This window comes from Streptomyces sp. NBC_01803, from assembly GCF_035917415.1.
GTDB lineage: Bacteria > Actinomycetota > Actinomycetes > Streptomycetales > Streptomycetaceae > Streptomyces.
Genome location: NZ_CP109073.1, coordinates 4,873,883 through 4,893,986 on the forward strand (window position 1 = coordinate 4,873,883; position 20,104 = coordinate 4,893,986).

Here is a 20,104-nt window from a genome sequence, read left to right on the forward strand (position 1 = left end):
CCGGCGGTCGGAGAAGCTCGCAAGGAGGCGGCGTGAGCGTCGAGCGGCGGGCCGCCCGGTTGTGGGTTGTTTGTCTGCCGCGCGTTCGCCCGGCGGTCGGAGAAGCTCGCAAGGAGGCGGCGTGAGCGTCGAGCGGCGGGCCGCCCGGTTGTGGGTTGTTTGTCTGCCGCGCGTTCGCCCGGCGGTCGGAGAAGCTCGCAAGGAGGCGCGGTGAGCGTCGAGCGGCGCGAGGTCGAACTGGCCGCCAACCTCGCTCGGGTGGAGGAGCGCATCACCCGCGCTTGTGACGCGGCGGGGCGCGAACGCGCGGACGTGACCCTGGTCGTCGTCACCAAGACCTATCCCGTCGAGGACGTCCGGCTGCTGGCGGAGCTCGGTGTGCGGGAGTTCGCCGAGAACCGGGACCAGGAGGCGGCGGCCAAGGCCGCCGCGTGCGCCGATCTCGGTCTGAGCTGGCACTTCGTCGGGCAGTTGCAGACGAACAAGGCCCGCTCGGTGGCCGGATACGCGGACTACGTGCACTCCGTGGACCGGGCGCGGCTCGTCACCGCGCTCTCCGCGGCGGTGGTGCATTCCGGCCGCGCGCCTCTGAACTGCCTCGTGCAGGTCGCGTTGGAGAAGGAGTCCGGGCACGAGGGCGGCCGGGGCGGGGTGGCACCCGGTCACGTGGCGGAGTTGGCGGCGGCGGTGGCCGCGGCCCCGGGGCTGCGGCTGGCCGGGGTGATGACGGTCGCGCCCCTGGTGGGTGTCCACGCCGGGAACCCCGGGGCGGCGTTCGAGCGTTTGAAGGAAATCGCGAGGAACCTGCGCTCGATCGATCCGGCTGCGAACATGGTCTCGGCAGGAATGAGCGGGGACTTGGAGGAGGCGATCGTGGCCGGGGCGACACACGTGCGCGTCGGCAGCGCGGTGCTCGGAGTCCGTGCCGCCCTCGGGTAACGTCGCCAAGCGAGGGGCCACAGTCGAAAATATGGTGAATCCCGGAAATTTCGGGCAGATTACGTGGATCCACCCCGCCGGGAGGGCGGAGCCGATCCACCACAGAGCGGAGGACGCAGTCGATGGCTGGCGCTATGCGCAAGATGGCGGTCTACCTCGGCCTCGTGGAGGACGACGGCTATGACCGACCGGGGTACGGCCCCGACGATGAGTTCGAGCCGGAGCCGGAGCCCGAGCGCCCGCGGCGGCAGCCGGCGCATGAGCCACCGTCGCGGGAGCGGCCCGAGGAGCCGGTCCGGGTCATGCACCCCCCGGCCCAGCGGGAGACGGAGCCCACCCCCGCTCCGCTCCTCACGGAGAGCAGACGGCCCGGGAGGATCGCTCCCGTGTCTTCCATCACATCCGACCGCCAGAACGTGGAGAAGAGCGCACCGGTGATCATGCCCAAGGTCGTGTCCGAGAGGGAGCCGTACCGCATCACGACCCTCCATCCCCGGACCTACAACGAGGCCCGTACCATCGGGGAACACTTCCGCGAGGGCACGCCGGTGATCATGAATCTGACCGAGATGGACGACACGGACGCGAAGCGACTTGTCGACTTCGCGGCTGGTCTGGTCTTCGGTCTTCATGGCAGCATCGAGCGCGTGACGCAGAAGGTGTTCCTGCTGTCGCCTGCTAACGTCGATGTAACGGCGGAGGACAAGGCTCGGATCGCCGAGGGCGGGTTCTTCAACCAGAGCTGACGACAGGCAGCGCTGACCGGTGGGAAAACAGGCAGAGCTCCGGCGAACCGGCCGGACTCCGAGGCAAGGGGAGAGGGACAGGCAGGATGGGCACCGCTTTCGATGTGATCCTGATTGCCTTGTACTGTCTGCTCGGCCTGCTGCTCTTCCGGCTGGTGATGGACTACGTCTTCATGTTCGCCCGGTCCTGGAACCCCGGCAAGGCGATGGTGGTCGCGCTTGAAGCCACCTACACTGTCACCGATCCGCCACTGAAGGCGCTGCGGAAGGCGATCCCTCCCCTGCGCTTCGGGGGTGTGGCGCTTGATCTGTCCTTCTTCGTACTGATGATCATCGTCTACATCCTGATCAACGTCGTGGCCAGGCTGTGAACGAGTACGGTCTGCCGATATGCCGACGAATTACGTTGAGGTGAAGAGATGCCGCTGACCCCCGAGGACGTGCGGAACAAGCAGTTCACGACCGTCCGTCTGCGAGAAGGCTATGACGAGGACGAGGTCGACGCCTTCCTCGACGAGGTCGAGGCAGAGCTGACCCGGCTGCTCAGGGAGAACGAGGACCTGCGCGCCAAGCTGGCCGCGGCCACCCGGGCAGCCGCCCAGAACCAACAGAACATGCGAAAGCCCGAGCCGCAGGACCGGCCGGGCGGTCCCATGTCGGCCATACCCGGCCCCGGCCCCCAGCAGCAGATGGGTGGTCCCCAGCAGCAGCAGATGGGCGGTCCGCCCCAGCTGCCCGCCGGTCCCCAGGGACACCCCGGCGGCCCCGGCCCGATGGGTCACGGCGGCCCGATGGGCCCCGGCCCGCAGGGTCACCCGGGCGCGCCGGTGCCGATGGGCACGCACGGCGGCCAGGGTCTGCCCGGCATGGGAGGCCCCGGCATGGGCCCCGGCCCGCAGATGCCTCAGCAGCAGATGCCGCAGCAGCAGATGGCACCGCAGCAGATGCCCCAGCAGCAGATGGCGCCGCAGCCCGTCGGTGGCAACGAGAGCGCCGCGCGCGTTCTCTCGCTCGCGCAGCAGACGGCCGACCAGGCCATCGCGGAGGCCCGTTCCGAGGCCAACAAGATCGTCGGTGAGGCCCGCAGCCGCGCCGAGGGTCTGGAGCGCGACGCCCGGGCCAAGGCCGACGCCCTGGAGCGGGACGCACAGGAGAAGCACCGCGTGGCGATGGGCTCGCTGGAGTCCGCCCGCGCCACGCTGGAGCGCAAGGTCGAGGACCTGCGCGGCTTCGAGCGCGAGTACCGCACCCGTCTGAAGTCATACCTGGAGAGCCAGCTCCGTCAGCTCGAAAGCCAGTCCGACGACTCCCTCGCCCCGCCGCGTTCCCCGGCGGCCCCGTCACTGCCCCCCTCGCCCTCGCCCTCGCTGGCGTCGGCGGGTGCTCCGGCCGGTCCCGGTGGCGGCCCCATGGGCGGGCACCAGTCGCTCGGCGCGCCCCAGCAGATGAACAGCGGGCACGGCGGTCACGGCGGCCCGAGCGGCGCGCCTTCGTACGGTGGACAGCAGCAGATGTCCCCGGCGATGACACAGCCGATGGCTCCGGTGCGGCCCCAGAGTCCGCAGCCGATGCAGCAGGCGCCGTCCCCGATGCGTGGCTTCCTGATCGACGAGGACGACAACTGACGCCTTCGGCGTGCTGACCGTCACGACGGACAGACAAGGGGCGGGGCCCGGACCATGAGTCCGGGCCCCGCCCCTTTGTCGTGCCTGTCGTCTTGTCCCGCCGGAACCGGCGGGGTGGGTCAGACCCGGCGCAGGCGGAACGTGACGCCGAGGGCCTTGTCGCCGAACGTGCCGCCGAAGCCGTCGCCCTCGCTCGCGCTCGCGGCGCCCTCGGCGAAGTCGGCGGCCAGCACCTCGGAGCTGATCAGGGCCTGGTGGTCGACCAGCGCGCGGGCCGCCTCCGGGTCGGACGCCTCCCAGCGCACCGCGATCCGGTCGGCCACGTCCAGGCCGCTGTTCTTCCGGGCGTCCTGGATCAGCCTAATGAGGTCGCGGGCCAGCCCGGCCCGGCGCAGCTCCGGAGTGATCTCCAGGTCGAGGGCCACCGTCGCGCCCGTGTCGGAGGCCACCGACCAGCCCTCACGGGGCGTCTCGGTGATGATGACCTCCTCCGGCGACAGCGGCACCCGCTCCCCGTCGACCTCGACGGCGGCCGTGCCGGTGCGCAGCGCGGCGGACAGCTCCGCCGCGTCCGCCGCGGCGATCGCGGCGGCCACCGCCTGGGTGCCCTTGCCGAAGCGGCGGCCCAACGCGCGGAAGTTGGCCTTCGCCGAGGTGTCCACCAGCGAGCCGCCCATCTCCGAGAGGCCGGCCAGAGAGGCGACGTTCAGCTCCTCCGCGATCTGCTCGCGCAGATCGTCGCCGAGCAGCTCGAAGCCCAGGGCCGCGACCAGCGCGCGGGACAGCGGCTGCCGGGTCTTGACGCCGGACTCGGCGCGGGTGGCCCGGCCCAGCTCGACCAGGCGCCGCACCAGCAGCATGTCCTGCGACAGGTCCGCGTCGATCAGCTTCGGGTCCGCCTCCGGCCAGGAGGCCAGGTGCACCGAGTCGGGCGTGCCCGGGGTGACCGGCACCACCAGGTCCTGCCAGACCCGCTCGGTGATGAACGGGACCAGCGGGGCCATCAGCCGGGTGACCGTCTCCAGGACCTCGTGCAGCGTGCGCAGCGCGGCCGGGTCGCCCTGCCAGAAGCGGCGGCGCGAGCGGCGGACATACCAGTTCGACAGGTCGTCCACGAAGGTGGAGATCAGCTTGCCGGTGCGCTGGGTGTCGAAGTTCTCCATCGCGGTGGTGACCATGTCCACCAGCGCGTTGAGCTCGCTGAGCAGCCAGCGGTCCAGCAGCGGCCGGTCGGCGGGCGCCGGGTCGGCCTCGCCGGGGGCCCAGCCGCTGGTGCGGGCGTACAGGGCCTGGAAGGCGACGGTGTTCCAGTAGGTCAGGAGGGTCTTGCGGACGACCTCCTGGATGGTGCCGTGCCCGACCCGGCGGGCGGACCAGGGCGAGCCGCCGGCCGCCATGAACCAGCGCACCGCGTCCGCGCCGTGCCGCTCCATGAGCGGGATCGGCTCCAGGATGTTCCCCAGGTGCTTGGACATCTTGCGGCCGTCCTCGGCCAGGATGTGGCCCAGGCAGACGACCGTCTCGTACGACGACTTGTCGAAGACGAGGGTGCCGACGGCCATCAGCGTGTAGAACCAGCCGCGGGTCTGGTCGATGGCCTCACAGATGTACTGCGCCGGGTACCGCTTCTGGAACTCCTCGCGGTTGCGGTGCGGGTATCCCCACTGGGCGAACGGCATGGCGCCCGAGTCGTACCAGGCGTCGATGACCTCGGGAACGCGGCGCGCGGTGTGCGCGCAGCCCTCGGTGGCGCAGGGGAAGACGACCTCGTCGATGAACGGGCGGTGCGGGTCGAGGCCCGCCTGGTCGGTGCCGGTCAGCTCGCTCAGCTCGGCCAGCGAGCCGACGCAGGTGAGGTGGCCGTCCGCGCAGCGCCAGATGGGCAGCGGGGTGCCCCAGTACCGGTTGCGGGACAGGGCCCAGTCCACGTTGTTGTTCAGCCACTCCCCGTACCGGCCGTGCTTGACCGACTCCGGGTACCACGTGGTGCTCTCGTTCTCCCGCAGCAGGGCTTCCTTCACCCGGGTGGTGCGGATGTACCAGGACGGCTGTGCGTAGTACAGCAGCGGGGTGTGGCAGCGCCAGCAGTGCGGATAGCTGTGCTCGTAGGGCAGATGCCGGAAGAGCAGGGCGCGCTCGCGGAGGTCGCCGACGAGGGCCTCGTCCGCCTTCTTGAAGAACTGGCCGCCGACCAGCGGCAGGCCCTCCTCGAAGGTGCCGTTGGGGCGGACCGGGTTGACCACCGGTAGGCCGTAGCGGCGGCAGGTCAGCAGGTCGTCCTGGCCGAAGGCCGGGGCCTGGTGGACCAGTCCGGTGCCGTCCTCGGTCGTCACATAGTCGGCGGTCACCACGAAGTGCGCCTCCGCGCCGCCGAAGTCGACCAGCTCGAACGGGCGTCGGTAGGTCCAGCGCTCCATCTCCGCGCCGGTGAACGTCTGTCCGGTGGCCGTCCAGCCCTCGCCCAGCGCCTTGCCGACCAGCGCCTCGGCGACCACCAGCCGGTCGTGGCCGTCGGTGGCCACGGTGTAGGTGACCTCGGGGTGGGCGGCGACGGCGGTGTTGGAGACCAGGGTCCACGGGGTGGTCGTCCACACCAGCAGATCGGCCTCGCCGGCCAGCGGGCCGGACAGGAGGGGAAGGCGGACGTAGACGGAGGGGTCGACCACCGTCTCGTACCCCTGGGCGAGCTCGTGGTCGGACAGGCCGGTCTCGCAGCGGGGGCACCAGGGCGCCACCCGGTGGTCCTGGCCGAGCAGGCCCTTGGTGAAGATCTCCTTCAGCGACCACCAGACCGACTCGATGTACTCGGGGTTCATCGTGCGATAGGCGTCGTCCAGGTCGACCCAGTACCCCATCCGGGTCGTCAGCTCGGAGAAGGCGTCGGTGTGGCGGGTGACCGAGTCACGGCACCTGGCGTTGAACTCGGCGATGCCGTACGCCTCGATGTCCTGCTTGCCGGAGAAGCCGAGCTCCTTCTCCACGGCCAGCTCGACGGGCAGGCCGTGGCAGTCCCATCCCGCCTTCCGGGTGACGTGGAAGCCGCGCATCGTCTTGTAGCGGGGGAAGACGTCCTTGAAGACCCGCGCCTCGATGTGGTGGGCGCCGGGCATGCCGTTGGCGGTGGGCGGGCCCTCGTAGAACATCCATTCAGGGCGGCCCTCGGACTGCTCCAGGCTGCGGGTGAAGGTCTTGTTGTCCTGCCAGAGGGCGAGCACCTCGTGCTCGAGCTCGGGCAGGTCGACCTGGGCTGGGACTTGGCGGTACTGGGTCATCGGACCGTCCTCCGGCGGACAGCGGCTGGCGTTCTCCGTCGAAGGGACGAGAGCGTGCGCTCCCGCGGTACCACCCTCCTTGGCCGGGACGGCACTGCCGCCCGCGACCCCCTCATTGGGTCCGCGACTGCCGGGTCTACTCGCTCGGTCGGAGCTTTCTTCCGGCGGCTCCGGGGTGATCTTCGCGTCGCGCTCGCCCCCGGGCTCACACCGTCCCCGGGTCGCTCGTGGCCGCGGACGACGCTACTCGTCCCCTTCTTCGCCTTTCGCTGCCCCCAGTGTACGGGCCGCGGAGGGGGTCGCCGACCGGTTATCCGGGGGCCGGGCTGGGCACAAGGCAGACAGACCGGCGCGCCCTGTTGCCGCACGGTCCGAGTCGATTTATCGTTCCGGTCACGATGCGCGAGCAAGATCACACCATGTGAATATGCCGTCCGGCACGGTGGTGAGGGGGACGGCCGGAGGGCACCGCAGGGCGGGCAGACGGGAGCTGAGATGGTGGCTGGGAAGAAGAGCACGACCGAAGACTCGTCCGCCGCGGTGGCGGCGGCCCCCGTCGTGGTGCCCGCCGATCCCGGCGGGCTGGCCATCCGGTCCGGCGAGGACCCGTGGACCGCCGATGAGGTGGCCGGGGCGCGGGCCGGGCTGACGGCCGAGGCCGATCGGCTGCGCGCCGAGATCAGCGCCACCGAGGAGGCGCTGTCCGGGCTGATGCGCGATTCGGGGGACGGCGCCGGCGACGACGAGGCCGACACCGGCAGCAAGAACGTGACCCGCGAGCACGAGATGGCCCTGGCGACGAACGCCCGCGAGATGCTCTACCAGACCGAGCGCGCCCTCGGACGGCTGGAGGCCGGCACCTACGGCCTGTGCGAGAACTGCGCGAACCCCATCGGCAAGGCCCGGATGCAGGTCTTCCCCCGGGCCACCCAGTGCGTGGACTGCAAGCAGAAGCAGGAACGCCGTTTCTGAGGGTTTCCCGTTCATCCTTCCGGCGATCGCACCGGCGTGGCGTACCCTCGTCCCGTGAGCGAGGCGGAGCGGACCATCGAGACACCGGATGACGGGACGGGTGAAGCGGACACCGTGCCGGGCGCGCCCGCCGGGGCCGACGACGGTCCGGAGGACGGGCGGCGCCTCGGCGACCGGCGCGTCGCCGTACTGGCCGGTGTCGCGGCCCTCGCCTACGTGCTCGACCTGATCAGCAAGCTCATGGTCGTGGAGTGGCTGGAGCACGAGGAGCCGATCGAGATCTTCGGCCAGTGGCTCCGGCTGGAGGCGGTGCGCAACGGCGGCGCCGCGTTCGGCATCGGGGAGGCGCTGACCGTCGTCTTCACGCTCATCGCCGCCGCCGTGATCGCGGTGATCATCCGGCTCGCCAAGCGGCTGTACAGCACGCCGTGGGCCATCGCGCTGGGCCTGCTGCTCGGCGGCGCCCTGGGCAACCTCACCGACCGGCTCCTCCGCTCTCCCGGCGTACTGGAGGGCCACGTCGTGGACTTCATCGCCCCCAAGTACTTCGCCGTCTTCAATCTCGCGGACAGCGCGATCGTCTGCGGCGGCATCCTGATCGTGCTGCTGTCCTTCCGCGGACTCGACCCCGACGGCACCGTGCACGGCGACTGACCTTCCGTCCGGCATACTCGATCAGGTGAGCACCCTTCCCGAGACCCGCGCCCTGCCCGTACCGGAAGGGCTGGAAGGTGAGCGCGTCGACGCCGCCCTGGCCCGCATGCTCGGCTTCTCCCGCACCAAGGCGGCCGAGCTGGCCGCGACCGGCAAGGTCCGGCTGGACGGTGCCGAGGTCGGCAAGTCGGAGCGGGTGACCGGCGGTTCGTGGCTGGAGGTCGAGATGCCCGCGCCGGCCGTCCCGGTGCGGATCGTCGCGGAGCCGGTCGAGGGCATGGCCATCGTGCACGACGACGACGACCTCGTCGTCGTCAACAAGCCCGTCGGCGTGGCCGCGCACCCCAGCCCGGGATGGAGCGGGACCACCGTCATCGGCGGTCTGGCCGCCGCCGGATACCGCGTCGCCACCTCGGGCGCGGCCGAGCGGCAGGGTGTCGTGCACCGCCTCGATGTCGGCACCTCGGGGCTCATGGTGGTGGCCAAGTCGGAGCGCGCCTACACCCGGCTGAAGCAGCAGTTTCGCGACCGGACCGTCGACAAGCGCTACCACGCGCTGGTGCAGGGGCATCCCGATCCGCTCAGCGGCACCATCGACGCCCCGGTCGGGCGGCACCCGCAGCACGACTACAAGTGGGCGGTCACCGCCGACGGCAAGCCGGCCGTCACCCACTACGACCTGGTCGAGGCGTTCCGCGCCGCCAGCCTGCTCGACATCAAGCTGGAGACCGGCCGCACCCACCAGATCCGCGTGCACATGGCGGCCCACCGCCACCCCTGCGTCGGCGATCTCACCTACGGCGCCGACCCCACCCTGGCCAAGCGGTTGCGGCTGGCGAGGCAGTGGCTGCACGCCGTGCGCCTGGGCTTCACCCACCCCGACGACGGGCGCTGGGTGGAGTTCACCACCGACTACCCCGAGGATCTGCGGTCCGCGCTGGAGATGCTGCGGGCCGAGAGCTCCTAGCCGGGTCCGGCCCATGGATCAGCTTTCCCTGCTGTTCGTCCTGCTGTTCGGCGCCGTGGTGACGGTGCCGCTCGGTGAGCGGCTGTCGCTGCCACCACCGGTGCTGATGACCGTGGCGGGGATCCTGGTGGCGTTCCTGCCGTTCGTCCCCGAGGTCGACCTGCCGCCCGAGTACATCCTGCCGCTGGTGCTGCCGCCCGTGCTGTACGCGGCGGTGCGACGCACCTCCTGGCGGCAGTTCACCGCCAACATCCGCCCGATCCTGCTGCTCGCCGTCGCGCTGGTCTTCGTGACGACGGCCGCCGTCGCCGCCGTGGCCCAGGCCGCCGTGCCCGGGCTGCCGCTGGCGCCCGCGATCGCGCTGGGCGCGCTGGTCGCCCCGCCCGACCCCGTCGCCGCCACCGCCGTGGCCGGGCGGCTGGGACTGCCCCGGCGGATGGTCTCCATCCTGGAGGGCGAGGGGCTGTTCAACGACGTGACCGCCATCACGCTGTACCACGTGGCCGTCACCGCCGCGGTGACCGGGACCTTCTCCGCCCCCCGGGCCGGGGGCGAGCTGGTGCTCTCCGCCGCCGTGGCCATCGCCGTGGGGGCCGCGCTCGGCTGGGCGACGACCTCCCTGTTCGGCCTGCTCGGGGACGTGACCCTGCGCACCGGGCTGACGCTGCTGGCGCCGTTCGCCGCCTACGTGCTCGCCGAGGAGCTGCTCGGCTCGGGCGTGCTGGCGGTCCTGGTGACCGCCCTCTACCTGGGTGAGCGCGGCGCCGACGCCGACGACGTCACCGGGCGGCTGACCGGGCGGAGCTTCTGGGCGGTGGTCGACACGCTGGTGACGGGCGTGGCGTTCGGGCTGATCGGCCTGGAGCTGCACGTGGTGCTCGGCACGGTCAGCGGCCGGTGGGACGAGCTGCTGCCCGCCGCCGCGCTGGTGCTCGCCGTCGTGGTCGGCGTGCGGCTGCTGTGGCTGCTGCCCGCGACCTGGCTGGCCAGGCGGCTGCACCGGCGCACCGACTACGCCGAGGAGATCCCGCTGACCTGGCGGGAGACGGTCGTGATGTGGTGGTCCGGGATAAGGGGCGTGGCGTCCGTCGCGCTGGCGCTGGCCCTTCCGTTGACCGTGGACGGCGGAGGGGCGTTCCCCGAGCGCGGCGCCATCGTCTTCATCGGGTTCGTGGTGGTCATCGGCACCCTGCTCATCCAGGGGCTCACCCTGCCGTGGCTGGCCGGGCGGCTCGGGGTGCGGGCCGACAGCGACGCCGAGGAGGCGTTCGAGCACGAGCTCGCGGTGCGCGCGGCGAAGGCCGCCAAGCGCCGGCTGCGGGAGATCGAGGAGAGCCAGGACGTCCCCGACGAGATCTCCGAGGCCCTGGCCCGGCGCGCGTACGACATCGGCGCCCGGATCTCGCCGCGGATCGCGCGGGACGAGTGGCGCGAGAACGTCGCGGCGCGCGCCGAGCGGATGCGCCGGGTGCACCGGCTCTACGGCGAGCTGCTGTCGGCCGCCCGGCACGAGGTGCTGGACGCGCGCAGCGAGCCGGGCGCCGATCCGGAGGTCGTGGATCGGGTGCTGCGCGATCTGGACGAACGCAGCCTGCCGCACGGCCGCTGAGGCAGTACCCGGCCGTCGGGGCGCCGGATCGCGGCCTCGGCCCGGCCGCCCGGTGCCGCGGTGAACCGCCCGGAAGCAACAGGGCTCAGGGCGCAGGGCCCAGGGCGCACGGCTCAGGCGTCGGGGCCGGGGGACTGGCCGGGGATGGGGCGGTCGGCGGGGGTCTCGTGCGGTATCGCGTCCCGGGGGCGGACCTCGGCGGGGGAGGTGTTGAGGCGGGGAAGCGCGTAGGGATGGTTGTCGCGCAGCCACGCGATCAGCTCCTCGCGGACCGCGCACCGCAGCGACCAGGCGTCGTCGGCGTTCCGGGTGGACATCGCGGCCCGCAGCTGGATCGTGGTCGGGGTGGTGTCGGTCACCACGAGATCCCAGTGGCGGCCGTCCCAGTCCTCGCGACCGCTCAGGAAGTCGCCGAGGCGCTTGCGCAGCTCGGGGACCGGGGTGGTGTGGTCGAGGTGGAGGAAGACGGTGCCGGTGATCTGGTTGCCACCGCGCGACCAGTTCTCGTAGGGCTTGCTGTTGAAGTAGGACACCGGCATCGTCAGCCGCCGGTCGTCCCAGACCCGGATGGTGAGGAACGCCAGCGACATCTCCTCGACCGTGCCCCACTCGCCGTCCACCACGACCGTGTCGCCGATCTTCACCGAGTCGCCGAACGCTATCTGGAGCCCGGCGAAGAGGTTGCTCAGCATGGACTGGGCGGCGACACCGGCGATGACGCCGATGACGCCGGCCGAGGCCAGCATCGAGGCGCCCAGGGTCCGCAGACTGGGGAAGAGCAGCAGGATGGTCACGGCGACGGCGACCACCGTGAGCACGCCGGTGACGACCCGGCGCAGCATCGCGAGCTGGGTGCGGAACTGCCGGACCCGGGCCAGGTCGGTGGTCCGCGCCTCGTAGCGGGCCAGCGAGTTCTCCGCGACCGCGCCGGCCGCCCTGACCGTCAGCCACGCGGCCGAGAAGATCGCGACGGCCGCCAGCCCGGACTCGATGATGGCGTCCCGCCGCAGATCGACGTTGAACGTGTCGTACGCCATCTGTCCGACCGCGGAACCGATCAGGAATTCCAGCGGAACCTGGCAGCGCCGCAGTAGATGCCACAGCCGGGTGTGGGGGTCGCGCGCGTCGGCCGCCGCCAGGGCCCGGTCGACCAGCCAGCCGGTGACCAGGCTCAGGGTGATGGTGCCGCCGAGGACGAGCAGCGGCCGCAACACATCATCCATGGTTGTTGTCAGCTCCTTGGGCTCCGAGTCGATTTGTCTCCGGCTGCCAGGCTAACTGGCAGGATGGGTGACCGAGGAAGCACGCATACCACCGGGAAGGCATATCAGACCGTGAGCAACATCATGCTTTTCCACTCCGCCTACGGTCCGCGGCCGGCCGTGCACACCGCGGCCGAGTTGCTGCGAAGTGCCGGGCACCGGGTCGTCGTGCCCGATCTGTACGAGGGCCGCACCACGGAGACCGTGGCGGAGGGCATGGCGGTCAAGGATGAGATCGGTCGGGACGAGCTGCTGCGGCGGGCGGTCGCCGCCACCGCCGAGCACGCGGACCAGGGCCTGGTCTACGCCGGGTTCTCGCTGGGCGGCGCGTTGGCGCAGACCGTGGCGCTCGGGGACGTGAAGGCGCGCGGGCTGCTGCTGTTGCACGGCACGGGGGATATCGCGGAGGACGCGGTGGCCGACGGGCTGCCGGTGCAGCTCCACGTCGCGGACCCGGACCCGTTCGAGCCGCACGACTGGCTGAACGCCTGGTACCTGCGGATGCGGCGGGCGGGCGCGGACGTGGAGGTCTTCCGGTACCGGGGGGCCGGGCACCTGTACACCGATCCGGAGCTACCCGACCACGACGCGGAGGCGGCCGAGGCCACCTGGCGGACGGCGCTGGAGTTTCTCGGCGGGCTGGACTGAGCCCCGGCCGCGCGGGCGCGCGGCCGGGGCGTCGCGTCACTCCGCCTCGTCGCTGTGCTCCTCGACCATCGCCGTGAAGTCCTCGGCGGTCCGCGGGGTCTCGACGACCTCGCCGTTGAACTTCAGGGTCGGGGTGCCGGTGACGTCCTCGTCGGCGTCGAACGTGTCGGACATCCGCAGCGCCCAGACGGCGAAGGTGTCACCGGTCACGGCCCGCTCGAAGTCCGCGTTGTCCTTCAGCTCGGGCACGGTCCGGGCTATCTCGATCAGCCGGTCGTCGTCGGCGTAGGCGTCGTCGGCCTCCTCGGGGTGGAACTCCTCGGAGTAGAGGGCATCGTGGAAGTCGAGGAACGCCTCGGTGCTGACGTCCAGGGCCGCGCCGAGGGCGTTGAGCGCGTTCTTGGAGCCGGAGCCGCCCAGCGCCTGACCGTCGTCGAGGAAGCTGCCGAAGACGTACTCGACGGCGTAGTCGCCGTTCTCCAGGCCCTGCCTGACCTCGGCGCCCACTCCCTGTTCGAAGGCGGCGCAGGCGGGGCAGCGGGCGTCCTCGTACAGGGTGAGGGTGTTGGTGGCGTCCTCCTGGCCGATCCGGATGGTCAGGCCGTCGTCGCCGGTGGCGCCCGCGGGGGCCTCGATCGGGTAGTCGCCCGACGCGGGCTCGCCGTTCTCGCCGTCCTCGATCTGGGCGCGGACGGCGCCCCAGTCGGTGCTGTCCCCGCCGTCGTCCCGGCCCGCGACGGCCACGCCGACGCCGGCGGCGACGGCGAGGGTGGCCACCACCGAGCCGGCGACGGTGACGTGGCGGCGGAGCCTGGCCCGCTTGTGCTGGCGCTCGCGTTCGGCGCGCAGCCGTTCGCGGGCGGCGCGCTTGGCCTCGGCGGAATTGCGCTTGCTCATCGTGGATCGTCTCCGTGAAATCCGTGAAATCCGTGAATCCGTCAGTCCGTGCTGGGATGGGCGGTGCCCAGGACGCGCGGGAGGCGCGCTCAGCCCGCGAGGGCTGGCGCGGTCGCGGTCGCGCGGCGGCGGCGCGGCGGGCCGCGGCGGAGAACGGAGGGGGCGAGCGGCGGCGGCGCGGGCGTGGCCCGCTCGCGGCGCGGGGCGCGGGCGGCGGGCGTGGCGTCCGGGGTGGCGACGGGGGAGCGGGCGGCGACCGCCAGCAGCAGCGGCCGGAAGCCGGCCGCGACGGCGGCGCGCAGCAGCCGGACCAGGGCCCGTTCGCCGCAGCGCAGCCAGGCGGCGGCGAGCAGACCGGCGGCCAGGTGCGCGGCGAGCAGCAGCCAGGGCACGGCCGGGTGGGCGGTGCCCATGATCCCGGTGAGCGGGGTGAGCGGGGCGCCGAAGTCGCCGCCGGCGCAGACCAGATGGACGCCGAGCAGCCGCAGCGGGCCGGTGACCGGGCCGCCGCCGGGGCCGTAACAGGCGGCCTGCCCGGTGGTGAAGACGGTGTCCGCGCCGAGCTGGAGCGGGATCAGCAGCGCGGCGATCGGCCAGAACCCGCGCTCGCGGTCGCCCGCGAACACCAGGGCCGCCGCCAGGACCGCGGCCGCGACGGCGACGACGGGCGCGGCGGGCAACGGCTTGCCGGACAGCAGGACATGGGCCCCGGCGGACAGCGTGACGCAGAGCGCGGCGAACACCACCGCGCGCGTCACCCGGATCCAGGAAGCCGATATGTCCATCGGGAGCGAGTGTGCCACGGGGCCGTGTACGGACGGGATAAGGGGACCGCGTTGACCTTGGACGTTGTCTCGCGCACCCGGTCTGACCTGCGGAAACGCCCATGTTACGAGTCCGTGAGGGGTGGGCTCTCCGGCCCGGCGCGCATGTAGGGTTCGGGGTGATCCCTGCCCCTGCTGCGGAAGGCCCGTGGAGTGACCAAGCCCTTCACACACCTGCATGTGCACACCCAGTACTCGCTGCTCGACGGGGCGGCGCGGCTGAAGGACATGTTCAAGGCGTGCCAGGAGATGGGCATGTCACATATCGCGATCACGGACCACGGGAACCTCCATGGGGCCTACGACTTCTTCCAGCAGGCGCGCGGCGCGGGCGTCACGCCGATCATCGGGATCGAGGCGTACGTCGCGCCGGAGTCGCGTCGGCACAAGCGGCGTGTGCAGTGGGGCCAGCCGCACCAGAAGAAGGACGACGTCTCCGGCTCCGGCGGTTACACGCACAAGACGATCTGGGCCTACAACCGGACCGGCCTGCACAACCTCTTCCGGCTCTCCTCCGACGCCTATACCGAGGGCTTCTTCGTCAAGTGGCCCCGGATGGACAAGGAGACCATCGCGCGGCACTCCGAGGGTCTGATCGCCTCGACCGGCTGCCCGTCGGGCGAGGTACAGACCCGGCTGCGGCTCGGCCAGCCCGAGGAGGCGCTGAAGGCGGCGGCCGAGTACCAGGAGATCTTCGGCAGGGACCGGTACTTCCTGGAGATCATGGACCACGGCCTGGAGATCGAGACCCGGGTCAGGGACGGGCTGCTGGAGATCGGCCGCAAGCTCGGCATCAAGCCGCTGGTCACCAACGACTCGCACTACACGCACGCCCAGGAGGCCGACGCGCACGACGCGCTGCTGTGCGTGCAGACCGGCAAGAACCTCTCGGACCCGGACCGCTTCCGGTTCGACGGCACGGGCTACTACCTGAAGTCGCCGCAGGAGATGTACGCGATCGACTCCTCCGACGCCTGGCAGGAGGGCTGCGCCAACACCCTGCTGGTGGCCGAACAGGTCGACGTCGACGGCTGGTTCGAGTCGCGCGACCTGATGCCGCGCTTCGACGTGCCCGGCGGGTACACCGAGGTGACCTGGTTCAGGGAGGAGGTGGGGCGCGGCATGGCCCGCCGCTACCCGGGCGGGGTGCCGGAGGATCGGCAGCGGCAGGCCGAGTACGAGATGGACGTCATCATCCAGATGGGGTTCCCCGGGTACTTCCTCGTGGTCGCCGACTTCATCATGTGGGCCAAGGAGCAGGGCATCGCGGTCGGCCCCGGGCGCGGCTCGGCGGCGGGCTCCATCGTGGCGTACGCGATGGGCATCACCGACCTCGATCCGATCGACCACGGCCTGATCTTCGAGCGGTTCCTGAACCCCGAGCGCGTCTCCATGCCGGACGTCGACATCGACTTCGACGAGCGCAGGCGCGGCGAGGTCATCCGTTATGTCACGGAGAAGTACGGCGCCGACAAGGTGTCGATGATCGGCACCTACGGCACCATCAAGGCGAAGGCCGCCATCAAGGACGCCTCCCGCGTGCTGGGTTACCCGTACGCGATGGGCGACCGGATCACCAAGGCGATGCCCGCCGACGTGCTCGGCAAGGGCATCCCGCTCTCCGGCATCACCGACAAGGACCACCCGCGCTACAGCGAGGCGGCCGAGGTCCGGGGGATGTACGAGAACGAGCCGGACGTCCGGAAGGTGATCGACACCGCGCGCGGCCTGGAGGGCCTGGTCCGGCAGATGGGCATGCACGCGGCCGGCGTGATCATGTCCAGCGAGCGGCTGGTGGACCATGTGCCGCTGTTCGCGCCCAAGAACGACGGCGTCGTCGTCACGCAGTGGGACTACCCCACCTGTGAGGCGCTCGGCCTGCTGAAGATGGACTTCCTGGGCCTGCGCAACCTCACGATCATGGACGACGCCGTCAAGCTCATCAAGAAGAACAAGGGCGTCGACATCAAGCTGCTCGACCTCACGCTGGACGACCCGAAGACCTTCGAACTGCTCGGCCGCGGCGACACCCTGGGCGTCTTCCAGTTCGACGGCGGGCCCATGCGCTCCCTGCTGCGCATGATGAAGCCCACCCACTTCGAGGACATCTCCGCCGTCGGCGCCCTGTACCGCCCGGGTCCGATGGGCATGAACTCCCACATCAACTACGCGCTGCGGAAGAACGGCCAGCAGGAGATCACCCCGATCCACCCGCAGTTGGCGGAGCCGCTGCGCGAGGTCCTCGACATCACCTACGGTCTGGTCGTCTACCAGGAGCAGGTGCAGAAGGCCGCCCAGGTCCTCGCCGGGTACTCGCTCGGACAAGCCGACCTGCTCCGGCGGGCCATGGGCAAGAAGAAGAAGGAGATCCTCGACAAGGAGTTCCTCCCGTTCCAGAAGGGCATGCGGGACAACGGCTACTCCGACGAGGCGATCCAGGCCGTGTGGGACGTGCTGGTGCCGTTCTCCGGCTACGCGTTCAACAAGGCGCACTCCTCCGCGTACGGCCTGGTCACCTACTGGACCGCGTTCCTCAAGGCCAACTACCCGGCCGAGTACATGGCGGCGCTGCTGACGTCGGTTCGTGACGACAAGGACAAGTCCGCCGTCTACCTCAACGAGTGCCGCCGGATGGGTATCCGGGTGCTGCCGCCGGATGTCAACGAGTCCGAGGCGCACTTCACCCCGCGCGGCGACGACATGATCGTCTTCGGGCTCACCGCCGTCCGCAACGTCGGGCAGAACGTGGTGGATTCGATCGTCGCGACCCGGAAGGGGAAGGGGAAGTACAGCTCCTTCCCGGACTTCCTGGACAAGGTCGAGGCGGTCGTCTGCAACAAGCGCACCGTCGAATCGCTGATCAAGGCGGGCGCGTTCGACACCCTGAACCACACCCGCAAGGGCCTCACCGCGCACTTCGAGCCGATGATCGACAACGTGGTGCAGGTCAAGCGCAAGGAGGCCGAAGGGCAGTTCGACCTCTTCGGCGGGATGGACGAGGGCGGCAGCGACGGTCCCGGCTTCGGCATGGACGTCGTCTTCTCCGAGGAGGAATGGGAGAAGACGTATCTGCTCGCCCAGGAGCGGGAGATGCTCGGCCTCTATGTCTCCGACCACCCGCTCTTCGGCATCGAGCACATCCTCAACGACAAGGCGGACGCCGCGATCTCGGCGCTGACCGGCGGGGACCACTCGGACGGCGCGATCGTCACCATCGGCGGCATCATCTCGACCCTCCAGCGGAAGATGACCAAGCAGGGCAACCCCTGGGCCATCGCCACCGTCGAGGACCTGGCCGGCTCGATCGACTGCATGTTCTTCCCCGCCAGCTATCAGCTCGTCTCCACCCAGCTCGTCGAGGACGCCGTCGTGTTCGTCAAGGGGCGGCTGGACAAGCGGGAGGACGTGCCCCGGCTCGTCGCCATGGAGCTGATGGTGCCCGACCTCTCGGAGGCGTCGGCCGACGCGCCCGTGACGATCAGCATTCCCGGGGTCAAGATCACGCCCCCGCTGGTGGCGCAGTTGGGGGAGGTGCTCAGTCAGCACCGGGGGCCGACCGAGGTGCGGGTCAAGCTCCAGGGCGCCCGGACCACCACCCTGCTGCGGCTCGACCGGCACCGGGTGCGGGCCGATCCGGCGCTCTTCGGCGACCTCAAGGCACTGCTCGGACCAGCTTGTTTGGCCGGTTGATGCCCTGCTTGGCGGGATGATGCCCGCCTGTTGGCGGACTGATGGAAGCTGCTTTACCCGAACGCGGCGTGCCCCGGACTACCGTCGAGAACGGAGCGGAATTCGCCGTGTGAGGGGTAGAAACGCCATGGATGTTCATATGATCCAAAAGGCCATGTTTCTGATCCGTGAGGTGCATGCCTCCCGCCAGGACGCCGTGCACGCTCTCCAGGAGTATTTCCCGGGATCGGCCTTCGAGGACCGGCTGCGCTGTGTCCATGAAGCCTGGGACATGCTCGGCCGGAGAGGGACGCGCGTCTGACAGCGGCGGGCGGACCGATCGGCGGTCACCGAGGGGCGCACCCCGCGCGGTGCGCCCCTCTGCCTTTGGTGGTGGCTGCCCTCAGTTGTGGCCGAAGCGTTTCTCCCGTTTGCGGGACTTCGACGTTTCCGTCTGTGCCTCGGCCGTTCGCGCCTGCCCCGGCGGGGGTTGGGGGGTGGGGGGCCGGTCGCGGTTCTTGTTCTTGGCCATGATCGCCTCCTGATCGCATCGCGCCGTGGCGCGGAACGCTGGGCCGCGTTCAGGTTCCCACGGCGGGCCGCAGTTCGCATTCCGGGGGAAACCGGGGGTGGATTCGCCACGCCGAAGATCGAGTTGGCACAGATAACGACGGCCGTGTCGGGCAGACTCAGGGAAACCGCTTCCCGTGAAAGAAGGTGTGCAACGTGGACCGCTGCGTCGTCCTGGTGGATGCCGGGTATCTGCTCGGTGCCGCCGCGAGCCTTCTCGCCGGTGAAGCCGCCCGCCCCCGGATCTCCGTGGACCACGCCGCGCTCATCCAGGGCCTGCGCGAGCGGGCCGAGGCCGACACCGGCCGCGAGCTGCTCCGTATCTACTGGTTCGACGGCGCCCCCGACCGCGTTCCCCAGCCGGAGCACCGGCGGCTGCGCGTCATGCCCCGTGTCACCGTCCGGCTCGGCGCGCTGACCCGCACCGACGGCCGCTGGGCGCAAAAGGGCGTGGACGCCGCGATGCACGCCGAGCTCACCGAGCTGGCGCGCAACCGGGCCTGCGCCGACATCGTGCTGGTCACCGGCGACGGCGATCTGCTGCCGGGTCTGATGTCCGCCAAGGAGCACGGCGTCGCCGTCCACCTGTGGGCCGTCCAGGCCGCGGGCGGCGACTACAACCAGTCGGAGGACCTGGTCGCCGAGGCCGACGAGCGCCGGGTGCTGGACCGGGCCTGGATCACCCGGGCGGTCCGCGTCAACGAGGGGCTCGTCACCGACTCCTCGCACGCCGTGACCAGGCCGGAGATCGCCGCCATCCTGGCCGCCCCCTTTCCCGAGACCGCCTCCCCGTCCAGCCCGCCCGCGCAGCGCGAGCGGCCCGCCGGGTCGAAGAACGGCGTCCACCCGGAGAACGGCGAGCACCCGTTCCCGGTCTCGGAGCCCGATACCGGGGCGGCGCCCGCCGCCAAGGGCGTGCCGACGCCGAAGGACCTGGCCACGCTCGGCCGTTCCGTCCAGCCCGCCGCGACGGCCACGCTGCGCTGGTCATCGGACCGCGGCTGGGTGGACCGGGGCGTTCCCGAGGAGCCCGCCGAGATCGCGACGCTGCCGATGCTCTCCCAGCTCACCACCGCCGAGCAGCGGTGGGCCGACCGGGAGGAGGACATCACGGCCGTCAGCGGCGACTCCTTCGAGGTCGGTCAGGTCTTCGCCCGCCGCTGGGCCGAACGGCTCGCCAACGCGGCGCATTTGCAGCGTCTCTCCAGCGAATACCCCCGCATCCCGCATCGCATCGACGGTGAACTGCTGCGGTACGCGGCCCGCTTCGGGCTGCTCGCGCACAAGGACGACCAGATCGACGAGCAGGACCGGTACGCGATCAGGGCCGGATTCTGGCGCGAGGTCGACGCCAGGACGGGCACCGAGCGCGCCTCCTGAGCCGCCCGTGGCCGGGCCGTTGACCGGTCCGATCGTCCGGCCGGCCGGGGCGCCGCGACATGTCCGGAAC

The 20,104-nt window shown here is 71.1% G+C and carries 17 protein-coding genes; 12 read left to right on the forward strand and 5 right to left on the reverse strand.

From position 1 onward, the window contains the following. Nucleotides 1-210: 210 nt before the first annotated feature. The 4 genes from OIE51_RS22160 to OIE51_RS22175 all read left to right on the forward strand — a co-directional run bounded on the left by OIE51_RS22160 (nucleotide 211) and on the right by OIE51_RS22175 (nucleotide 3,310). Entirely contained in the window at nucleotides 211-939 is a 729-nt protein-coding gene (locus OIE51_RS22160) for a YggS family pyridoxal phosphate-dependent enzyme (RefSeq protein ID WP_326599508.1), read from the forward strand. 122 nt (nucleotides 940-1,061) lie between these two features. Then, nucleotides 1,062-1,685: a cell division protein SepF gene (locus tag OIE51_RS22165; protein ID WP_326599509.1), complete on the forward strand. Its 624-nt coding sequence runs from the start codon at nucleotides 1,062-1,064 to the stop codon at nucleotides 1,683-1,685. A gap of 86 nt (nucleotides 1,686-1,771) precedes the next feature. Further along, nucleotides 1,772-2,056: a YggT family protein gene (locus OIE51_RS22170; protein WP_326599510.1), complete on the forward strand. Its 285-nt coding sequence runs from the start codon at nucleotides 1,772-1,774 to the stop codon at nucleotides 2,054-2,056. Between the two features lie 48 nt (nucleotides 2,057-2,104). Further along, entirely contained in the window at nucleotides 2,105-3,310 is a 1,206-nt protein-coding gene (locus OIE51_RS22175) for a DivIVA domain-containing protein (protein ID WP_326599511.1), read from the forward strand. A gap of 119 nt (nucleotides 3,311-3,429) precedes the next feature. Here OIE51_RS22175 and ileS read toward each other — a convergent pair whose 3' ends face one another. After that, nucleotides 3,430-6,582 carry an isoleucine--tRNA ligase gene (ileS, locus tag OIE51_RS22180; protein WP_326599512.1) on the reverse strand — a complete coding sequence of 1,051 codons (3,153 nt, stop codon included), beginning with the start codon at nucleotides 6,580-6,582 and terminating at the stop codon, nucleotides 3,430-3,432. 312 nt (nucleotides 6,583-6,894) lie between these two features. Here ileS and OIE51_RS27035 point away from each other — a divergent pair, with 312 nt between their 5' ends. The 4 genes from OIE51_RS27035 to OIE51_RS22200 are packed head-to-tail and all read left to right on the forward strand — an operon-like array spanning nucleotide 6,895 to nucleotide 10,784. Continuing rightward, nucleotides 6,895-7,554, forward strand: a complete 660-nt coding sequence (locus tag OIE51_RS27035; RefSeq protein ID WP_442812073.1) for a TraR/DksA family transcriptional regulator — start codon at nucleotides 6,895-6,897, stop codon at nucleotides 7,552-7,554. A 54-nt stretch (nucleotides 7,555-7,608) separates the two neighbouring features. Continuing rightward, on the forward strand, nucleotides 7,609-8,208 hold the full coding sequence (gene lspA / locus OIE51_RS22190) for a signal peptidase II (RefSeq protein WP_442811992.1): 600 nt from the start codon (nucleotides 7,609-7,611) through the stop codon (nucleotides 8,206-8,208). Nucleotides 8,209-8,233: 25 nt separating this feature from the next. After that, nucleotides 8,234-9,175, forward strand: a complete 942-nt coding sequence (locus tag OIE51_RS22195; protein WP_326599513.1) for an RluA family pseudouridine synthase — start codon at nucleotides 8,234-8,236, stop codon at nucleotides 9,173-9,175. A gap of 13 nt (nucleotides 9,176-9,188) precedes the next feature. Then, nucleotides 9,189-10,784 carry a Na+/H+ antiporter gene (locus OIE51_RS22200; RefSeq protein ID WP_326599514.1) on the forward strand — a complete coding sequence of 532 codons (1,596 nt, stop codon included), beginning with the start codon at nucleotides 9,189-9,191 and terminating at the stop codon, nucleotides 10,782-10,784. Between the two features lie 113 nt (nucleotides 10,785-10,897). On the opposite strand, the gene OIE51_RS22205 is transcribed toward OIE51_RS22200, so the two are convergent. Then, nucleotides 10,898-12,007: a mechanosensitive ion channel family protein gene (locus OIE51_RS22205; protein ID WP_326599515.1), complete on the reverse strand. Its 1,110-nt coding sequence runs from the start codon at nucleotides 12,005-12,007 to the stop codon at nucleotides 10,898-10,900. Nucleotides 12,008-12,070: 63 nt separating this feature from the next. Between OIE51_RS22205 and OIE51_RS22210 the strand changes: the two genes are divergently transcribed. Further along, entirely contained in the window at nucleotides 12,071-12,694 is a 624-nt protein-coding gene (locus OIE51_RS22210) for a dienelactone hydrolase family protein (protein WP_326599516.1), read from the forward strand. Between the two features lie 36 nt (nucleotides 12,695-12,730). On the opposite strand, the gene OIE51_RS22215 is transcribed toward OIE51_RS22210, so the two are convergent. Together OIE51_RS22215 and OIE51_RS22220 are read right to left on the reverse strand one after the other, a co-directional pair. Next, nucleotides 12,731-13,591, reverse strand: a complete 861-nt coding sequence (locus OIE51_RS22215) for a thioredoxin domain-containing protein (protein WP_326599517.1) — start codon at nucleotides 13,589-13,591, stop codon at nucleotides 12,731-12,733. A gap of 89 nt (nucleotides 13,592-13,680) precedes the next feature. Continuing rightward, nucleotides 13,681-14,376, reverse strand: a complete 696-nt coding sequence (locus OIE51_RS22220; protein WP_326599518.1) for a hypothetical protein — start codon at nucleotides 14,374-14,376, stop codon at nucleotides 13,681-13,683. Between the two features lie 192 nt (nucleotides 14,377-14,568). On the opposite strand from OIE51_RS22220, the gene dnaE reads away from it, so the two are divergent. After that, nucleotides 14,569-18,105 (forward strand): DNA polymerase III subunit alpha, encoded by a 3,537-nt coding sequence (dnaE, locus tag OIE51_RS22225; protein WP_326599519.1) that lies wholly within the window; start codon nucleotides 14,569-14,571, stop codon nucleotides 18,103-18,105. 154 nt (nucleotides 18,106-18,259) lie between these two features. Next, on the forward strand, nucleotides 18,260-18,406 hold the full coding sequence (locus tag OIE51_RS22230; RefSeq protein ID WP_326599520.1) for a hypothetical protein: 147 nt from the start codon (nucleotides 18,260-18,262) through the stop codon (nucleotides 18,404-18,406). Between the two features lie 81 nt (nucleotides 18,407-18,487). Here OIE51_RS22230 and OIE51_RS22235 read toward each other — a convergent pair whose 3' ends face one another. Then, nucleotides 18,488-18,616, reverse strand: coding sequence for a hypothetical protein (locus OIE51_RS22235; protein WP_326599521.1), 129 nt, complete (start codon nucleotides 18,614-18,616; stop codon nucleotides 18,488-18,490). A gap of 194 nt (nucleotides 18,617-18,810) precedes the next feature. Here OIE51_RS22235 and OIE51_RS22240 point away from each other — a divergent pair, with 194 nt between their 5' ends. Beyond that, a complete protein-coding gene (locus OIE51_RS22240) occupies nucleotides 18,811-20,034 on the forward strand; it encodes an NYN domain-containing protein (protein ID WP_326599522.1) in 1,224 nt (407 codons plus the stop codon). Nucleotides 20,035-20,104 lie beyond the last annotated feature (70 nt).

Bases quoted from the DNA above. Each gene is read 5' to 3' on its own strand.
- OIE51_RS22165 (WP_326599509.1), top strand. From the start codon at position 1,062: ATGGCTGGCGCTATGCGCAAGATGGCGGTCTACCTCGGCCTCGTGGAG.
- OIE51_RS22170 (WP_326599510.1), top strand. From the start codon at position 1,772: ATGGGCACCGCTTTCGATGTGATCCTGATTGCCTTGTACTGTCTGCTC.
- OIE51_RS22175 (WP_326599511.1), top strand. From the start codon at position 2,105: ATGCCGCTGACCCCCGAGGACGTGCGGAACAAGCAGTTCACGACCGTC.
- ileS (WP_326599512.1), bottom strand. From the start codon at position 6,582: ATGACCCAGTACCGCCAAGTCCCAGCCCAGGTCGACCTGCCCGAGCTC.
- OIE51_RS22200 (WP_326599514.1), top strand. From the start codon at position 9,189: ATGGATCAGCTTTCCCTGCTGTTCGTCCTGCTGTTCGGCGCCGTGGTG.
- OIE51_RS22205 (WP_326599515.1), bottom strand. From the start codon at position 12,007: ATGGATGATGTGTTGCGGCCGCTGCTCGTCCTCGGCGGCACCATCACC.
- OIE51_RS22210 (WP_326599516.1), top strand. From the start codon at position 12,071: ATGGGTGACCGAGGAAGCACGCATACCACCGGGAAGGCATATCAGACC.
- OIE51_RS22215 (WP_326599517.1), bottom strand. From the start codon at position 13,591: ATGAGCAAGCGCAATTCCGCCGAGGCCAAGCGCGCCGCCCGCGAACGG.
- OIE51_RS22220 (WP_326599518.1), bottom strand. From the start codon at position 14,376: ATGGACATATCGGCTTCCTGGATCCGGGTGACGCGCGCGGTGGTGTTC.
- OIE51_RS22230 (WP_326599520.1), top strand. From the start codon at position 18,260: ATGTTTCTGATCCGTGAGGTGCATGCCTCCCGCCAGGACGCCGTGCAC.
- OIE51_RS22235 (WP_326599521.1), bottom strand. From the start codon at position 18,616: ATGGCCAAGAACAAGAACCGCGACCGGCCCCCCACCCCCCAACCCCCG.